The following is a 16,145-nucleotide window of genomic DNA, read 5'->3' as shown; positions in this document are numbered from 1 at the left end:
ATGAAAGAACAGATCAGGACCTCCCTGGCGGCACAATACGACGTTCACGACAAGCTCTGGCTGCCGAAAGGACAGGCGCCAGAGTTCGGCTATTCGGATGGGGACGATACCGAGAATCGCATCTACTCGATCATCTCTCGCGCGGACGATGTGTCGCTTTTCTCGCCTGAGCTTAAGTCGGCCCAAACGGATTGGGCGGCTCGATATCATCTCAGCGCGACGCGAGCCAACCTTCTTCGCCCGATAAGCGACATTCTTTCGGGAAGCGTCCTGGAGATCGGTTCTGGCTGCGGAGCCATTTCGCGATTCCTTGGCGAGTTGGGCGGCGATGTTCTCGGTGTAGAGGGGAGCGCGCGCCGAGCGGCCATTGCCGCTTCACGTTGCCGCGATCTTCCGAATGTCAATGTCATTAACGAAGTCTTCGATGACTTTTCCGTTGATTCAAAATTCAACACGGTCACGCTCATCGGCGTGCTTGAGTACGCCTCGATTTATGGAAAGGCAGAAGATCCGGCCAGGGCGTGGCTGAAGAAGGCCTATGAGTGTCTGGAAGACGGCGGACATCTTGTGGTTGCCATCGAGAACCAGCTCGGGCTCAAATACCTGGCTGGAATGCCTGAGGATCATTTGGCGCAGGCGATGTTTGGCGTCAACGATTTGTACACCAAGGGCACAGCGACGACCTATGGGAGGGTGGAGCTGACGTCCATGCTGCGGGATGCCGGCTTCGAGTCTGTCGAAGTGGCCCTCCCATTCCCTGACTACAAGTTGCCTACGTCAGTACTTTTACCGAGAGCGTGTGACGGGAGCTACCCAGAATTTGACGCATCGGCATTTGCGCGACAAAGCGTCAAGGCCGATGCGCAGTTGATTCACGCCCCTCTCTTTTCCCTTGGTCAGGCATGGGGGGTGGTTGGTCGAAACGAACTTCTTCCGGATCTTGCAAACTCATTCCTCCTGGTTGCCCGGAAGGGGCGCGAGCCGGCCTCCTGGGCTACAAACGGTCCCATTGCGCATCACTTTGCAACCGAGCGACTGGCGGCGTACTGCAAGCAGATTTCGTTCGTTCCCGAAGTTGGCCGCATAACGGTGCGCAAGGCCTTGCTTGCCGGTGATTTCCATGCGTATGAATCGCGACCCATTTCGCTCGATCTGCGTGATGAAGACTACATCGTCGGCTCGAACCACGCCGATCACTTTGAACGTATCGTCGCAGCGCCCGGCTGGCAAATCGCCGACGTGGTTGCGTGGTTTAGAGAGTGGCAGGAAGCATTGCATTCGGCTCTTCGGGAGCAGGGCGAAGATGTGCCCAAAGACTTGTATTCGTCCCTCGCCGGTTGGACGATCGACGCTCTTCCTCGCAACCTCATGCGGATGCCTTCAGGTGAACTGAAGTTCATTGACCTTGAATGGCGTTGGCATGCGGGGGTTGAGTTTGGCTACCTGGCCTATCGCGCCATTACGGTAGCGATGGTATCGGTCAGCGCGGTCGGTCGCCCCGCGGACGAGCGACACGTGTTTATCCGTTATGTTTTGGAGGACGTCCTCCGTGCGTGTCAAATGAACCTTTCTACGGCCGATCTTGAGCGCTACGTGGAAATGGATGGTCTGCTTCGCAAGCTCGCCTATGGAACGAGCGACGACTTCAGTGTCGCCCAGTTCGCCACCTTCCAGGTTCCTATACTGCCCGACGTCACATCGCTGATCATGGGGGCGGCAGACCAGGATCGTGCCACTGCCGCTCGGCTACAGAGCATGACGGAGGAGCGTGCCGACTTCGAGATGAAGTACGCGGAACACTGTCGGGAGCAGGAGCGTGTGGGTGCCGAACTTGCATCCACCAAGGCTGTGCTTGCCGATAGGTTGGTAGAGTTGGAGAGACGGGGGCAGCGCGAAGCCCAGTTGGTGCAACGCGAAAGTGATCTTCTCAATCAGCTCGCGAGCTACGAGGAGCGTTTAGCGTCCCTGCAGCTTGCAAACGCTGAAGTCAATCAAAAGCTGTCGGCGGTCCTGTCGTCGAAGAGCTGGCGGCTTATGGCGCCACTCAGAGTTATTCGACGCACGGCGACTAACGGCTCTGCCCGATCGGTCGCAGGGCGCGGCGCGCGCTTTCTCTATCGGCGCCTTCCACTGAGCGTGGGCGTCAAGCGTCGAATCAAGGCGGCGGTCGAGGGTGTCCTTCGTCCGACGATGCGGGCTGGGTCCGCCGACGTTCCTCATGTCCAAACGGATGCGTGGGGTAATTCGCAAATCGCATCAACGGTCGTGCCTTTCAACGATTACGTTGATATCGCTACGACGCCTATGGTGAGCGATGAGATTGATGTCAGGCTGATAGCGTTTTATCTGCCTCAATTTCACCCCATTCCGGAAAACGACAGGTGGTGGGGGCGAGGTTTCACTGAGTGGACCAACGTCGCCAAGGCCAAACCGCAGTATCCGGGCCACCATCAACCCCAGCTTCCGGGCGAGCTAGGCTTTTATGACTTGCGCATCGTCGATGTCATGGCGCGCCAAGTCGAACTGGCGAAGTTGTATGGCATCGCCGGCTTCTGCTTTCATTACTACTGGTTTGGCGGCAAGCGCCTTTTGGAACGCCCGATTAATCAGTTTGTCCAGAGCGACATCCAGTTTCCGTTCTGTATCTGCTGGGCAAACGAGAATTGGACTCGGCGTTGGGACGGCCTGGATGGGGAAGTTCTCATCGGTCAAAGCCATTCCCCCGAAGATGATCTTGCGTTCATCGAAGCGCTCGCCCCCCTTGTGCGGGACCCTCGCTATATCCGGGTCAACGGAAAGCCACTCGTTATCGTCTATCGCCCATCCGTTTTGCCCGACGCCGCGGCAACTCTCGAAAGATGGCGGACGTATTGCCGTGATGCAGGCGTCGGCGAAATCTTCATGGCCATGGTCCAATTTGACGTGGACGATCCGCGAATCTATGGCTTTGACGCCGCCATAGAATTCCCGCCGCATAAGTTGGCGCGGAACCTTGAGGCCATCAATCACCTAGTCGAGGGATTGAATCCGGATTTTTCCGGGGCCGTCGTGGACTATCAGGCCATCGTTGATCGCGCGTCCCAGGTGAGGAACGAGGGATTCAACCTCATCAGGGGTGTCTTTCCGTCGTGGGATAATGAGGCGCGCAAGCCGGGGCGTGGATACATGTTTCACGGCGCCACCCCGGAGCGCTATCGCGGATGGCTTCGTCAGAGCCTGGAGTTCGCACGCAGCAACCCCATAGAGGGCGAGAGGATGGTGTTCGTCAACGCCTGGAACGAATGGGCTGAGGGCGCGCACCTTGAACCTGATGCTAGGTTCGGTTACTCGTTTCTGGCGGCGACGCGTGAGGCGCTCTTGGAGAGGAGCGGGACAGGCGATGCCGGGCACGGTTACTCGTTTCTGTCGACCACGCGTGGTGCGTGTTCGAAGCGAAGCGATGCTGAGCGAATCGTCATCGTCTCGCACGACGCTCACCCGCACGGTGCACAATATCTGTCCCTGCATATCGCGCGGGATCTCAGCGAGGTTTTCGGCCTCCAGGTCGATATCGTCGTTCTGGGCGATGGGCCGCTGCTTTCGAAGTTTCGCGAAGTCGCCGACGTGCATGTTCTCTCCGGCGTGTCGCAAAACGGCGCTGAGGCGCTTGAGTTGGCCGAACGTTTGGCGGCCACGTCGCGCCATGCCATCGTGAATTCCGCCGCGTCCGGGCTGTTCTCTGGAGTGCTCTCTGCAGCAGGGTTTGGGGTAGCCTCGCTCGTGCATGAGCTGCCGGGTGTCATCAGTGAATACGAATTGCAAGAGCACGCACGCACCATGGCAAAGTCGTCACGGCGTCTGCTGTTCCCCTCCACTATCGTTCGAGACGGCTTTGCTAACTTTGCGTCCTTGAGCGAGACGTCAGTCGAGATTCGGCCACAAGGTACCTTCACCCGAAATCGCTGGCGCGGCGTGTCGGACCGCAGCACGCCACGAAGCACGCTGCGAAATAAGCTGGGGCTCCCGACGGATGCTGAGGTTGTGCTTGCCGTCGGTTACGCCGACCTTCGGAAAGGCGTTGATCTTCTGGTTCGTGCTGGACTGGAGATTCTCGGACGTGGGCGGGACACACATTTCGTATGGGTGGGCCACGTCTGCGAGTCGATCGTCGCTGAGCTGAGCACTGAAATTAAGGATCGGGGGTTTGAAAAGAACTTCCATTTTGTCGGAATGGACTTCGAGACCGCGGATTACTATGCGGGGGCCGATGTCTACGCGCTCGCATCGCGCGAAGATCCGTTCCCGTCGGTTGTATTGGAGGCCCTTTCTGTCGGGCTTCCGGTCGTAGCGTTCTCAGGCGCAGGCGGTGCGAGCGACATATTGACACGCGGCTGCGGAGTGATGGTGAACGATGTAAGCCCGGGGGCGCTTGCGTCTGGCATCATCGAGCTTCTGGATGACCGCGACTTGCGCGCCGAGATGGGGCGGATTGGGCAGGATCTCGTTGAAAAGGAATTCTCGTTCCGTCATTACCTGTTCGCCTTGCTTGACGCAGTCGGCCTTCCGCAAGCCAAGGTGTCGGTAATCGTGCCGAACTACAATTACGCCCATCTTTTGGGCGACCGCTTGCGTTCTATCGATGCGCAGACCGTGCCCGTTTACGAATTGATCGTGCTCGACGATCATTCGACGGACGATAGCTTGGCGGTATTGACCGAGTTGCGTTCCATCCTGCGTACCGACTTCTCGTTGGTCGAGAACGCGGTCAATAGCGGGTCGGTTTTCAAGCAATGGGAAAAGGGCGTCGGGCTAGCTAGAGGTGATCTGATTTGGATTGCGGAGGCCGACGACTCCAGCGAGCCGTCATTCCTGGAGAAGGTTCTTTCGCCGCTCCAGAAGTACCCGGATGTTGTCTTCTCCTATGCACAATCCAAGCAAATCGGTGACAGTGGACAATTGCTCGCCGACAATTATCTTGCCTATACGGATGACGTAGATTCCGTGCTCTGGCGTGGCGATTACATTCGCGCGGGCGAGGACGAAATCCACAACGCGTTGGCCATAAAGAACACCATCCCAAATGTCAGTGCCGTTGTCTTTCGGGCTCCGCAGTTGCGCGATGTGCTTCGAGAGGCTGCGCCGGTGATTCAGTCCTTCCGTATTGCGGGCGACTGGGTCGCATACATATTGCTTGCTGCCAAAGGGCAGGTTGCCTATATCGCGGAGCCCCTGAACCAACACCGGCGCCACTCGTCCAGTGTCACCATCGGATCCAGGCACATGCCGCATCTGCTGGAAGTTCTTCGTGTCCAGCAACTGGCTAGGCAGGTATCCGTTGTTCCCGACGAGGTGGCGGTCCGGGCCTGGAGTTACTCTGAACGTTTGTTCGTGCAGCTTGGATTGGCTACTCCCGAGGTGCCTTCACTGGATCGGTTGAAAGAAGCGGCCGGTTATCGACCCTAAGCTCACAGAGCAATGGATCAAATAGAGGCGGGCCGGGGCCTTGAGCCGAAGGCACCCGCTTCTATACTCAGTGGAACATGTGATCGAGGGGAGAGCGTGAAGATATTGGTCATTGGAGGTAATGGTTTCATCGGTTCGCGCCTTGTTATGAAGTTGCGCGATACGGGCCATTCCGTACGTGTGGTCGACCATGGCGAGCCGCGGCATGACCTCAACTGGCGCAATGTAGACTACCTTCGCATATCGCTCTCAGACCGATTCGCGCTGACGTCGGTGTTCGAGGGTGTCGATGTCATATGTCACTGCGCGAGCAGTACGGTGCCCAGTACGTCCAATTTGGACCCTGTTCGTGACATCGAGCAGAACCTGATTGGCGCGATTAATGTTCTAGACGCGATGCGCGCTTCCAACGTCCGGCGCATCGTCTATCTTTCGTCAGGCGGTACGGTATACGGCAATCCAAAGGTCGTACCCATTCCAGAAGAGCATGAACTTAGGCCGATTTCATCCTATGGCGTGGTGAAGGTTGCCATAGAGAAATATCTTCTCATGTATCAGGCCCTCTACGATCTGGAGCCAGTTATCTTGCGACCGTCCAATCCCTATGGGCCTGGACAGGTGACGTCAGGGCTCCAGGGCTTGATCGGCTCTTTCCTCGGCAAGCTTGCGGAGGGGAGCGAGCTTCCGGTCTGGGGAGACGGTGAGGTCGTCAGGGACTATCTCTACATCGACGACCTGGTAGATCTCATCCGCTTGGCTATAGAGCAACCCAGAACCGGTATATTCAACGTGGGTAGCGGGACAGGTTGCACGGTCAATGAGATCATATCGGAGCTCCGACGCGTTACCGGCTTGGAGCCCACGATTCGTCGAATGGACGGGCGCAGCTTTGATGTGGGTCGGGTCGTTCTCGACATCACTCGTGCAAAGCACGCCTTTGGATGGACTCCAAGTGTCGGACTGGATGAGGGTCTGGACCGCGCTTGGCAATGGGTCAAGCAACATCATTCCTGAAACGATCGAGCAGCCCACCCTGTCGGGGCGCAGTGTACAAGGGGAAAATCAATGGAAGTCGTAACCGCAGCCGCGGATCCAACGTCGACTGAACGGATGGCAAAGCCGCGCGCCAGGCTTGAGTTTCTGGACGCATTACGCGGCTTGGCGGCTGTATACGTGATCCTGTATCACATGGTGCTGTTGCCGACACCTCATCTGGCGCTGCCACCGTGGTTCGCGGCACTTGCGGGAAATGGTGGCTCAGGCGTCACCCTGTTCTTCGTCGTCAGCACCTTTTCCCTTTTCTACACGATGCCGGCTCGCCTGAGGGAGCCGAGCCCGCGTTTCAGCTTTTATCTGCACCGCTTCTTTCGCATCGCGCCATTGTTCTACGTCGTCCTCTTGCTGACGCTATGGCGCGATCATGCTGTATTTGGAGTTGATCATTCGTTGTCGGAAACGGCAGGGATGATGACCTTCGTGTACAACCTTGTTCCAGGTAGACAGGAAAGCTTTGTCTGGGCCGGTTGGACCATTGGTGTAGAGATGCTGTTCTATGCCATCTTCCCGCTGGTCTACAAGCGCGTCAATTCGGTGTACGGTGCCGTCGCCTTCTTTGTGATCGCGCTTTTGGTCTGGCACGTGTTCAACTACGTCCTCGACTACCTGCCCGTCGAAAACGCGATGCGCGAGTCTGTCCGGCAGTGGTTCGTGTTGCGCCACCTACCCATCTTTGCATTTGGTGGCATCTGTTATTTTCTACTGAAGGACAGAATCCTCGACGGTCGGCGCGGTGCGCACGGGGCTTCGGTAGGGCTCATGCTAGTCCTGGCGGCCATCTACCTTTACATGGCGCTACTTAGTGGCTGGTTGCCCAATGTATTCGGCGCGCAGTATTACTGGCAGGGCGTTGTTTACTCGCTGGCGATGTGCGGGCTGTGCTTCTGGCCGTGGGCTCTTCTAGTCAACCGCCTGACGGTTTTCCTTGGGAAGGTCAGCTATTCGCTCTATCTGCTGCACCCGACCGTCGTCTACTTCATGGCGCCGTACTACGCAAAGATTTATGCAGGGGTTCCTACCGCGACGGCTGCGCTTCTTGTCTGCTTCGCGGTGACCCTGCTTATCGTTTCTGGTTTATCGTTCGTGACCTACAAATTGGTCGAAGAGCCGTTCGTTAAGGCGGGAAGACGAATCTATACGTACGCCAGCAGGCGAGGCGTGTCTTCTGGAGCCGGCGCTGGGCTGACACATCGATCATGATCCGACTTCGCGATGCAACGCGCGCGTTCCCGCAGTCCACTACGGAGGATTTATGTGGTTCAAGAGCAGGAAGTGGTTTGACAGCGTAATGGCGAGCTTGGTGGAGACTAATCGGATCTCTCCACTTGGAGATCCGCTTCCAGGATTCCCTGACGAGGTCACGCAGCGGAACACGACGGGCATCGCCGGTCGAGATACTGTAGAACAAGCCTTTTCGTTCTACGACGACATCATTGCGGGGATGAAGAAGGGCCGCGTTCGTACCCTGGATGCCAATTCGCGCGTTCTCGACTTCGGCGTGGGTTGGGGAAGGGTGGCCCGTTTGTTCCTTGAGCGCGTGCGCGCGGCGAATATTTATGGAATAGACGTTGATCCGGAATTTGTCAGACTTACTCAAGCACTGTTCCCAGGCGGAAACTTCAAAGTATGCGAGCCGTTTCCGCCCAGTTCGTTTGAAGGCGGTACGTTCGATCTCATAAGTGCCTACTCTGTGTTTTCTCACCTATCGGAGAGCTCAACTAAGGCATGGTTCGCAGAATTCAGCCGAATTCTGAAGCCAGGGGGCTGCGTAGCTTTCACGACGCGTGACGCTACGTTCTTCAATTATCTGAGCTGGGCGCAAGAGCAAGGTGATGCCGTCTCGGGTTATACCGCCGCCTTAGGTAGTCTGTTTCCTGACCTTGCAGATGCACGGCGTCGCTATGAGGGCGGGGAATTCGTGCACGCGACATCGCAAGGGGTCAGCGGGGGCGGCGTCCGTAATGAGACATTTTATGGCGAAACGTTTATTCCATCTGCCTACATTCGAAAGACATTCAGCGACACCTTTGATGTCGTAGCAGAGTCCTTCGATGGCGCGCGTTACGACCAGCGATTCTTTTTGCTCCGCAAGCGACATCAATGAAAATCGTTGCAATTCATATTGGTCCAGGGTTGCCTGATACATGATCGTTAGAAAAAGTACTCTACGTGAAACCTTCCACTCCGAGGGCTTGCCGCCCAGCAATGCAGAGGTTGTGTGATGAGTGCTTCACACATGGCGGATGAGCATCGTCGCAGTTACGTCATCCGTGGCGTGCTGCTTCTTGTGCTGCTGTGGCTTGGCGTGTCGGCCTACGGCATCTGGCGATACGCTAGCCAGGAAACGGAGCCGCCGGTTTTCGACGCGCTCTCTTATGTGCAGAAAGCGCAGGCGTTCTGGTCGGCGGTGAAAGAGCACGGGATATTTTTCAACCCGCTGAATCTCATTCCCCAGATCCGACCGTTTGGCACGGTATTTTTTACTCACCCTTATGGGTTCACGGAAGACTTCAGGCCGTTCTACTTCTTTTCGTCATTCTTTCCCGCGTTAATCCTTGCGTTCGCCATCCTTGTCGCGGCCGGCCGGACCGCGTGGCGGGACTCGCGAAGCGTTTGGGTGCTTTGCGTACTGTTGGTCGTGTCCGCTAGTTTGCCTTCGTATTACCAGTTCGCGTCGGCGGAAGGCGTCCCGGTCATGGGAAGCTGGGGATTCGTGGATACCTTGTTTGGTGCGATTGGAGCGGTGGGTATAGCGTTGGCAACGCGGTCCGTCCCCGAGCGCTGGATGCGAGATACCCTGTTGTCGGCTGCAATCGCGGTGCTCACCATCTTCATCAAGCCGGCCGGCCTCACGCTCATGATGCTCATCGCCGGCGCGTGGGGTCTCATGGCGCTTGGTTTGCTCTATCGCCGGAAGATCTCGCCGCGCACTTTCTGGAAAGGAGTGGCGATTTACGCGGGCTCCTACGCATTTGTAGCCGCGATTCTTTACCGTTCCGCCTACTTTTCAAAGGAAAACTATCTGTACGGGCTTAGCAGCATGAAGTTGCTGCACGCCGCTCAGGTTCACACCCCGACGCTCGCCCAGGTGGCCGAGAAGCTGAATCTGGCTTTCGGGATATCGTGTCTGGTGCTCTTGCTTGTTGGTCTTCTCTGCACGACATTCCAGCGCCATTGGGATCGCTTGGGTGTCGCAATCGTCTGCCTCGCCGGAGGTACATGGTTATGGCTCGGGCAGACCAATATCGAACACGTCCGATATTTCTTCCCTTTCCCGGTGATGGCGCTGGCATGCGTGGTTCCGAGCCTGATCTGGCTTTCCACCAGGGTGCGCGGTGCTGTCGTTGCGTGTTCGGCACTATTTCTCATTCCAACCGGTATCATTGGTCTGCTACTTCTTGAGTCGCACCCGTCGCTAGGAATGCAAAGGGTGATGGGGCTGAACCTGACGACGAATCTCCATTCGGAAGAGGTCAGGCAGGGTAGAGAGATTTCTGAACTTATCAGTCGTGAGCCAGGACGGACTAGCATCGTCTACTATTGCGGCGTCGCACCCAAGGTCAAAGCCTTCGAAGCAGTGATGGATTGGAATCGCGTACTCGGGCTTAAGGGCGGAAATTCGAACCCAGCCTTGCCGATCGATTGGGTTCGCGAACATGCGTACCGTCTGGATGAAATGCTGGCGGCCCGATTTGTGGTGTTCGAACCGTACGAGCACGCAGGTGCGGTCGCAGCCACTATTCGCGTGGCTGACGATTTCGACAAGGAGCAGGCACTCGTGCGTGCTTGGCTATCGACTCTCGGGGAAGCAGACGGCGTTCGAGTTGTGTCTGATGGTGGCGTGCGGGTGCTGGAAATTCTGGACCCTTCGGCTGTGGCCAAGGCCGCGAGGCAACGGCTTTTACCGGGGCACACATTCCGTCAAGTCTTCCACGACGGATTCAGCAACCCAGACACCGTATCGGAAGAAGGTATCAAGGGGCTTGATGGCAATCTCGTCCGTGAGCCCATATCCCTCTATTTCGGGGAAACTCTGGTCGCAACGATACGCGGCGTGACCGTCACATCCCGAGATGACGGCACATCCAAGGTCGACGTGTATGTGTCTCAGGAATCGCCGATGCCGAATTCCAGTTCGCAGTGGCTTTTGTTTGTTCATTCGATAGACCGACAGGGCGAGCTTACCCAGGCCTACGCTCCAATCCACGAGACCGCGATCCAGCAGGACTCCTTGGTCCATTACGTCCTGTCGCTTCCTGCCGGACCGAGAAAGCCCAGTTGGTACGCCGTAGGCGTCTTCAATCATGCTCCGGGTCGCGATGACCTGTTCCTTACGAGCAAGGACGGCGAGTGGGAAGGGCGACGCCATGTTCTCTAGCTTATCCGCGAGCAGGCATGCTCCTGGCGAGTCGAGGAGCTGGCGTGACGGCACATCATAAAGTCACCTCGCGCTTACCACAGTTCGTGCAGCCCTTCGCAAGGCGCCTGCCAATATGGTGCATTGAGGTGTTTCTGTTCGTGGCCGTAGGCGGGGCGCAATTGGTCGTCGACGCGGCGACCTTCATTGGGTTGTCACACTGGGGCCTGTCTGTGCCCATTGCCAATGTGGTCGCTAGGATGGCCGGAGCGTTGTTGGGCTTCTGGCTCAACGGCAAGATCACCTTCTTGAAGGAGGATGAGCGCCTGCATCGCGTGCATCTCGGCCGGTTTGCGATGTTCTGGCTTGCCGCCACTGCTGTGAGTACAGGTGCGCTAGCCCTTGCTACGCATACCTTGGGGCTCGTCACCGCGTGGATTATAAAACCCGTTATTGAAATTCTACTCGCGATAGTCAGTTTTCTTGTGTCCCGGCATTGGATCTACAGATGAATACCCAACGTACCGAGGTTCCTGTTCAGGCGCGGGTTGCCGCCGTGGTGCCGGCTTACAAGGTGTCGCGCCATATCGTGGACGTCGTCCTTTCGCTCCTGGGCTATTGCGACCATATATTTGTCGTGGACGACTGCTGTCCCGAAGGCTCCGGAAAGCTGGTACAGGATAATGTGTCGGACCCGCGCGTGACCGTGCTCTTCAACGCAGAGAACACAGGTGTGGGAGGTGCAGTCATGGAGGGGTATCGTGCGGCCGTCGCGGCTGACATGGATGTCATCGTCAAGGTCGACGGTGGACGGCCAAATGGATGCTTCATTGATACCCGAGTTCGTCTTTCCCATAGCGACGGGCCAAGCTGACTATACGAAGGGCAATCGGTTTTTTGATTTGCGTAACATTGGCAGCATGCCTGGGATTCGCATTTTCGGAAATGCCATGCTGTCTTTCATGGCGAAGCTGTCGACCGGGTATTGGGATCTCTTCGATCCTACGAATGGCTACACGGCCATCCACGCCGATGTGGCTCGCAGGCTTCCGTTCGATAGGATAAGTCAGCGCTATTTCTTCGAGACGGATCTTCTATTTCGGTTGAATACGCTGCGTGCCGCCGTGGTCGACATCCCAATGGACGCAAAGTACGGAGACGAAGTAAGTAATCTGCACATTCGACAGATACTCGGGGAATTTGTCTTCAAGCACGCGAGAAACTTCTTCAAGCGAATCTTCTACAATTACTTCTTGCGCGACGTGTCGCTTGCTTCTGCCGAACTCGTCGTTTCGGTCGTTCTGTTGCTCTTTGCGATCCTCTTTGGAGGAACGCACTGGATTTCGTCGGCAGCGGATGGTCGTTCGACACCTGTCGGAACGATCATGATTACTGCAGTCAGTCTTATTTGGGGGCTGCAACTGCTCTTGGCATTCATCGGTTACGACATCGCTTCCGTTCCGAGGAGAGCAATTCATCGGCGAGGCATGAAGGGCTCGCGCTCGAACGCTCTGTCTGACGCCCATATCGTCTCGTAAGCGGATTCCGCGACGGGGGTGAAGCCCGCTTCACGAAGTGCCGTTGCGGCAGTGTCTTTCTGCCGTACCACAACCCTGACATCCAAGGCGCCAAGGTCGTTCGCTAATTGCGCGCTGTCGATGTCCGCGCTCCCGTTGACCCACATGGCCAAGCGCATTCGTTTTTCATAGTCGTCGCGGGGTATGAGATCGCGCAGCATGTAGATATACATGCTGCGGGCAACGACCAAGGGTGGATGATTCTCCGTCATCGCCATGATGCTTGACACATTGTCAGGCGCGAGAATTCGTCCGGTAGGTTGGGCATGATGGAGAGCAATCTTTGCCGTGTCTGCGTCTGCAGGTATCAGCTTTGGTTGAGCAAAGGCCCAGGACGTTCCGTTGGCCTTGCTCCACGTACTGAACTGGGTCAACCAAAGCAGCATGGCACTGATGCCCAGAAGGGCACAGGGATAGATGGCATTGCGGGGAAGTTGTTTATTCCTGATGGCGACCTTGCCTATCAACATAGCGACCGCAGTTGCTGAAACGATCAAGACCGGCATCTGCCAGGTCATCCGCCAGTAAACAGGCGGTGTCGTGAGAAAGCGGGCGATGTAAGCCGACAAAAGGGGATTAAGTCCCACTCCCAAGAAGATCAGCGTTGGAATGGACAACAGCCTACGTGTTACCCGATCGCGTGTGAGGGCTGGCGCTATGAGCAGAGTAAATGCGATGAGAAATTGACCGTATCGACCAAATGTCGAGGTCCAGATTTGCCCCGCACTCTCGAGGGGGACGTTGGCCAAAGCTGAGCCTGCGTGCGAGGCCGCAGCCACCCAGACCAGATACGGCAACGGGATGAGGGCGAGCGCGCCTGCTTCCAAGCTTCGCCGACGGAATGAACGATCAGCGCCGTATGTCGCCGCGGCAGCAGTCAAGCCTGCGATGGGTGCGATCAACATGCCGAAGTTTGATGTGCCGATGGCGGCCAGGTACGCGCAGCCCAGAACATACAGGTCCTTTCGGCCTTGCCGATGCCTCGCGCACCTGAACGTAAACGTATATATCGATGGAATGATGACCGAGAGTAGTACCGCCTTCCCTTGAAAGATGCGATCGAAACCAAAGTTTGCGGGCGAGCGGGCCGTTTCGCCGAGCACGACTGTCAGCAACATGAAGACGAATGTCGTAACGAGAGCGGCGCCTATCCGAAGTTCGCGAGCCAGAGAATACGTCGCCAGGATCGCGGCGGCGGCGGCCAATGGAGGCAGCGCGACATGCGTGATGGTGATCGCAGACATACCACTGACATGCGCGATCGCGGCCACCAATAACTCGTAACTGGCGAATCGGTAACTTGGGAAAATTAAGGGCCACGACCTTTCCACCAACATGGGATCGAAGGCGAGAAGAGCCTCGCCTGGGTGTCCGGCGGCAAACGCTGATACCCCCACGTAGAACGCGTCGTCCTGGTCTGGCCGTACAACCCAAAGCGCGAGTAGCGCATTCGCGATGCACATGAGCGCCAATGGCCAAGGCCATTGGCGCTCATGCGACCCAGTCGTAGCGTCAGGAAGTGATCGAGCGCTTCTTGCCGTGTAAACGAAATATGAGACTGCGGCAGCCCAGAACGCCACCCATGAAAAGCCTAGGAGGGCCGTGATCGCCGCAGCCATGCAAACGAGAGCCGCAGACCTCCGTTCGGGAGGCCCAGGCGCAACAGCGAGCGGCGGACTCACTGTTGCGGGAGCCTCGGAGGTATGCCGCCATAGTCGCGGGGCAACTAATGCGAGGATGCTCGCGACGGGTCCGACCATGACCAATAGACGAAGCGAGCCACCAACCAGGACCACTCCGTTGGCGGCGAGTGTCCATCCCGCAAGTGCAACGATGCAATACGCCAGAAGGTTCAACGCACACTCATGGTCAGCATAAGCATCATGCCGAGCGTCATTGCTTAGCCAATGGCCGCTTCAAGTTCAGGGAGTACCTTGAATAGATCGCCCACGAGGCCGATGTCGGCAATCTCAAAGATCGGCGCTTCGGCGTCCTTGTTGATCGCGACGATCGTGCCTGCATCTTTGATGCCGGTCAGGTGCTGGATCGCGCCCGAAATGCCGATGGCGATGTAAAGCTCCGGCGCAATGATCTTGCCGGTCTGGCCAACCTGCATTTCGTTTGGGACGTATCCCGCATCTACCGCAGCGCGCGACGCCCCGACGGCGGCGCCGATCTTGTCGGCGAACCTGTAGATGATTTCGAAGTTCTCCTTCGAGCCCACGCCGCGGCCACCGGAGACAACCTTGGGCGCGCCCTGAAGGTCCGGGCGATCGCTCTTGCCCTGCTGCAAGTCGACGAAGCGGGTGTGCGAGGGCAGGACGGCGTCGACGCTCATGGCTTCGATCGGCGCCGAGCCGCTGGACGCGGCGGCCGGCCAGGAGGCGGTGCGGATCGTCGCGACCACGATGGAGGACGCATCGACTTCCACTGTCACGATGGCGTTGCCGGCATAGATCGGGCGCTTGAAAGTGTGTGAGCCTTCCACGCTCATGACGTCGCTGACCTGGGACACGCCCAGCAGCGCGGCCACGCGGGGGGCCAGGTCCTTGCCGAAGGTCGTCGACGGCGCGAAGACGTGGGTATAACCAGCCGCCACCTTGACGATCTGCGGCGCGTAGACGGCTGCGAGACAGCGCGCATTTTCAGCGCGCGCCACGGTCAGCACCTTGCTGACACCGTCGATCTTGGCGGCCTCGGCGGCTACCGCCTCCGGGGCGTCTGATAGCACGACGATATCGATGGCGTCCGGCTTCACGGCGGCGGCTGCGCTGACGGCGCGGGCGGTGGAGCCATTGAGCTTGCCGTCGAGGTGTTCGGCGATAACGAGGATCTTGGTCATGTCGATTCTCCGGTCGGCTGCCTTACAGCAGGCCCTTCTGCTTGAGGGCCGCGACGAGCTCGGCGGCGTCCTTCACCATCACGCCCTTGCTGCGCTTGGGCGGAGCGGCGTAATGGATGGTCTTGATATGGTCGGCGGTCTCGACGCCCAGCGAGCCCAGTTCGATCACGTCGATCGGCTTGGACTTTGCCTTCATGATGTCCGGCAGCTTGATGAAGCGCGGCTCGTTGAGGCGGAGATCGGTCGTGATGACGGCGGGCAGATCGGCCTCGATGACCTCGAGGCCCGCGTCGACTTCGCGGGTAACCCTGGCCTTGCCATCGGCAATCTCGACCTTGCCGGCAAACGTGGCCTGGGGGCGATCCCATAGGGCCGCCAGCATCTGGCCGGTCTGGTTGGCGTCGTCATCGATGGCCTGCTTGCCCAGGATCACCAAGCCAGGCTGCTCTTTTTCGACCAGCTTCAGGAAGGTGCGGGCGGCCGTCAGCGGCGAGACGGCGTCCGCCGTCTGCACGTGGATGGCGCGGTTGGCGCCCATGGCAAGGCCGTTGCGGAGGTGCGCGGTCAGGTCCGCCGGCCCTATCCCCACGACGACCACTTCCTCGACCACGCCCTTCTCGCGTAGGCGCAGGGCCTCCTCGAGGGCAATGTCGTCGAACGGGTTGGCGGAGAGCTTCACGCCGTCCGTGATCACGCCGGTGCCGTCGGGCTTGACCTGAATGCGGACGTTATAGTCAACGACGCGCTTGTAGCCGACCAGAATCTTCATTCGCGGTTCCTGTTCATTGGAATGCCCACGGCGACACCGGGGGCTTTGAATTGACGGCGTATTCTAGCGAATCTTCAAACTGGCGTTTGACGCAGTGCGAAA

11 protein-coding genes are annotated in these 16,145 nt (G+C 57.9%); 8 read left to right on the top strand and 3 right to left on the bottom strand.

The genetic code is table 11. The annotated features are described in order from the left end of the window. The 8 genes from QFZ41_RS05975 to QFZ41_RS05940 all read left to right on the top strand — a co-directional run bounded on the left by QFZ41_RS05975 (position 1) and on the right by QFZ41_RS05940 (position 12,393). On the top strand, positions 1–5,442 hold the full coding sequence (locus QFZ41_RS05975) for a glycoside hydrolase family 99-like domain-containing protein (RefSeq protein ID WP_429197910.1): 5,442 nt from the start codon (positions 1–3) through the stop codon (positions 5,440–5,442). A gap of 96 nt (positions 5,443–5,538) precedes the next feature. Continuing rightward, positions 5,539–6,456, top strand: coding sequence for an NAD-dependent epimerase/dehydratase family protein (locus QFZ41_RS05970; RefSeq protein ID WP_429197909.1), 918 nt, complete (start codon positions 5,539–5,541; stop codon positions 6,454–6,456). A gap of 51 nt (positions 6,457–6,507) precedes the next feature. Beyond that, positions 6,508–7,698, top strand: coding sequence for an acyltransferase family protein (locus QFZ41_RS05965; protein WP_429197908.1), 1,191 nt, complete (start codon positions 6,508–6,510; stop codon positions 7,696–7,698). 52 nt (positions 7,699–7,750) lie between these two features. Next, entirely contained in the window at positions 7,751–8,602 is an 852-nt protein-coding gene (locus tag QFZ41_RS05960) for a class I SAM-dependent methyltransferase (RefSeq protein WP_429197907.1), read from the top strand. Between the two features lie 117 nt (positions 8,603–8,719). Beyond that, positions 8,720–10,876: a hypothetical protein gene (locus QFZ41_RS05955; RefSeq protein WP_429197906.1), complete on the top strand. Its 2,157-nt coding sequence runs from the start codon at positions 8,720–8,722 to the stop codon at positions 10,874–10,876. A gap of 44 nt (positions 10,877–10,920) precedes the next feature. Then, on the top strand, positions 10,921–11,367 hold the full coding sequence (locus QFZ41_RS05950; protein WP_429197905.1) for a GtrA family protein: 447 nt from the start codon (positions 10,921–10,923) through the stop codon (positions 11,365–11,367). Then, the gene (locus QFZ41_RS05945) at positions 11,364–11,729 is read left to right on the top strand and encodes a glycosyltransferase (RefSeq protein WP_429197904.1); all 366 of its coding nucleotides are present in this window, start codon (positions 11,364–11,366) and stop codon (positions 11,727–11,729) included. The genes QFZ41_RS05950 and QFZ41_RS05945 overlap by 4 nt, the downstream gene beginning before the upstream one ends. Beyond that, a complete protein-coding gene (locus QFZ41_RS05940; RefSeq protein ID WP_429197903.1) occupies positions 11,674–12,393 on the top strand; it encodes a hypothetical protein in 720 nt (239 codons plus the stop codon). The genes QFZ41_RS05945 and QFZ41_RS05940 overlap by 56 nt, the downstream gene beginning before the upstream one ends. On the opposite strand, the gene QFZ41_RS05935 is transcribed toward QFZ41_RS05940, so the two are convergent. The 3 genes from QFZ41_RS05935 to QFZ41_RS05925 form a co-directional block, all read right to left on the bottom strand. Then, a complete protein-coding gene (locus tag QFZ41_RS05935; protein WP_429197902.1) occupies positions 12,330–14,051 on the bottom strand; it encodes a DUF6077 domain-containing protein in 1,722 nt (573 codons plus the stop codon). The two genes, QFZ41_RS05940 and QFZ41_RS05935, sit on opposite strands and share 64 nt — an antisense overlap. A gap of 281 nt (positions 14,052–14,332) precedes the next feature. After that, on the bottom strand, positions 14,333–15,274 hold the full coding sequence (locus QFZ41_RS05930; RefSeq protein WP_426286873.1) for an electron transfer flavoprotein subunit alpha/FixB family protein: 942 nt from the start codon (positions 15,272–15,274) through the stop codon (positions 14,333–14,335). 22 nt (positions 15,275–15,296) lie between these two features. Beyond that, positions 15,297–16,043: an electron transfer flavoprotein subunit beta/FixA family protein gene (locus QFZ41_RS05925; RefSeq protein ID WP_426286874.1), complete on the bottom strand. Its 747-nt coding sequence runs from the start codon at positions 16,041–16,043 to the stop codon at positions 15,297–15,299. Positions 16,044–16,145: the final 102 nt, after the last annotated feature.

The organism is Luteibacter sp. W1I16 (assembly GCF_050434905.1).
Classification (GTDB): Bacteria; Pseudomonadota; Gammaproteobacteria; order Xanthomonadales; family Rhodanobacteraceae; genus Luteibacter.
This window is presented reverse-complemented; position numbering and strand designations above follow the sequence as displayed.

Coding starts and splice junctions, on each gene's coding strand:
- QFZ41_RS05975 (WP_429197910.1), top strand. CDS start 1: ATGAAAGAACAGATCAGGACCTCCCTGGCGGCACAATACGACGTTCAC.
- QFZ41_RS05965 (WP_429197908.1), top strand. CDS start 6,508: ATGGAAGTCGTAACCGCAGCCGCGGATCCAACGTCGACTGAACGGATG.
- QFZ41_RS05960 (WP_429197907.1), top strand. CDS start 7,751: ATGTGGTTCAAGAGCAGGAAGTGGTTTGACAGCGTAATGGCGAGCTTG.
- QFZ41_RS05955 (WP_429197906.1), top strand. CDS start 8,720: ATGAGTGCTTCACACATGGCGGATGAGCATCGTCGCAGTTACGTCATC.
- QFZ41_RS05945 (WP_429197904.1), top strand. CDS start 11,364: ATGAATACCCAACGTACCGAGGTTCCTGTTCAGGCGCGGGTTGCCGCC.
- QFZ41_RS05940 (WP_429197903.1), top strand. CDS start 11,674: ATGGATGCTTCATTGATACCCGAGTTCGTCTTTCCCATAGCGACGGGC.
- QFZ41_RS05935 (WP_429197902.1), bottom strand. CDS start 14,051: ATGGCTGCGGCGATCACGGCCCTCCTAGGCTTTTCATGGGTGGCGTTC.
- QFZ41_RS05930 (WP_426286873.1), bottom strand. CDS start 15,274: ATGACCAAGATCCTCGTTATCGCCGAACACCTCGACGGCAAGCTCAAT.
- QFZ41_RS05925 (WP_426286874.1), bottom strand. CDS start 16,043: ATGAAGATTCTGGTCGGCTACAAGCGCGTCGTTGACTATAACGTCCGC.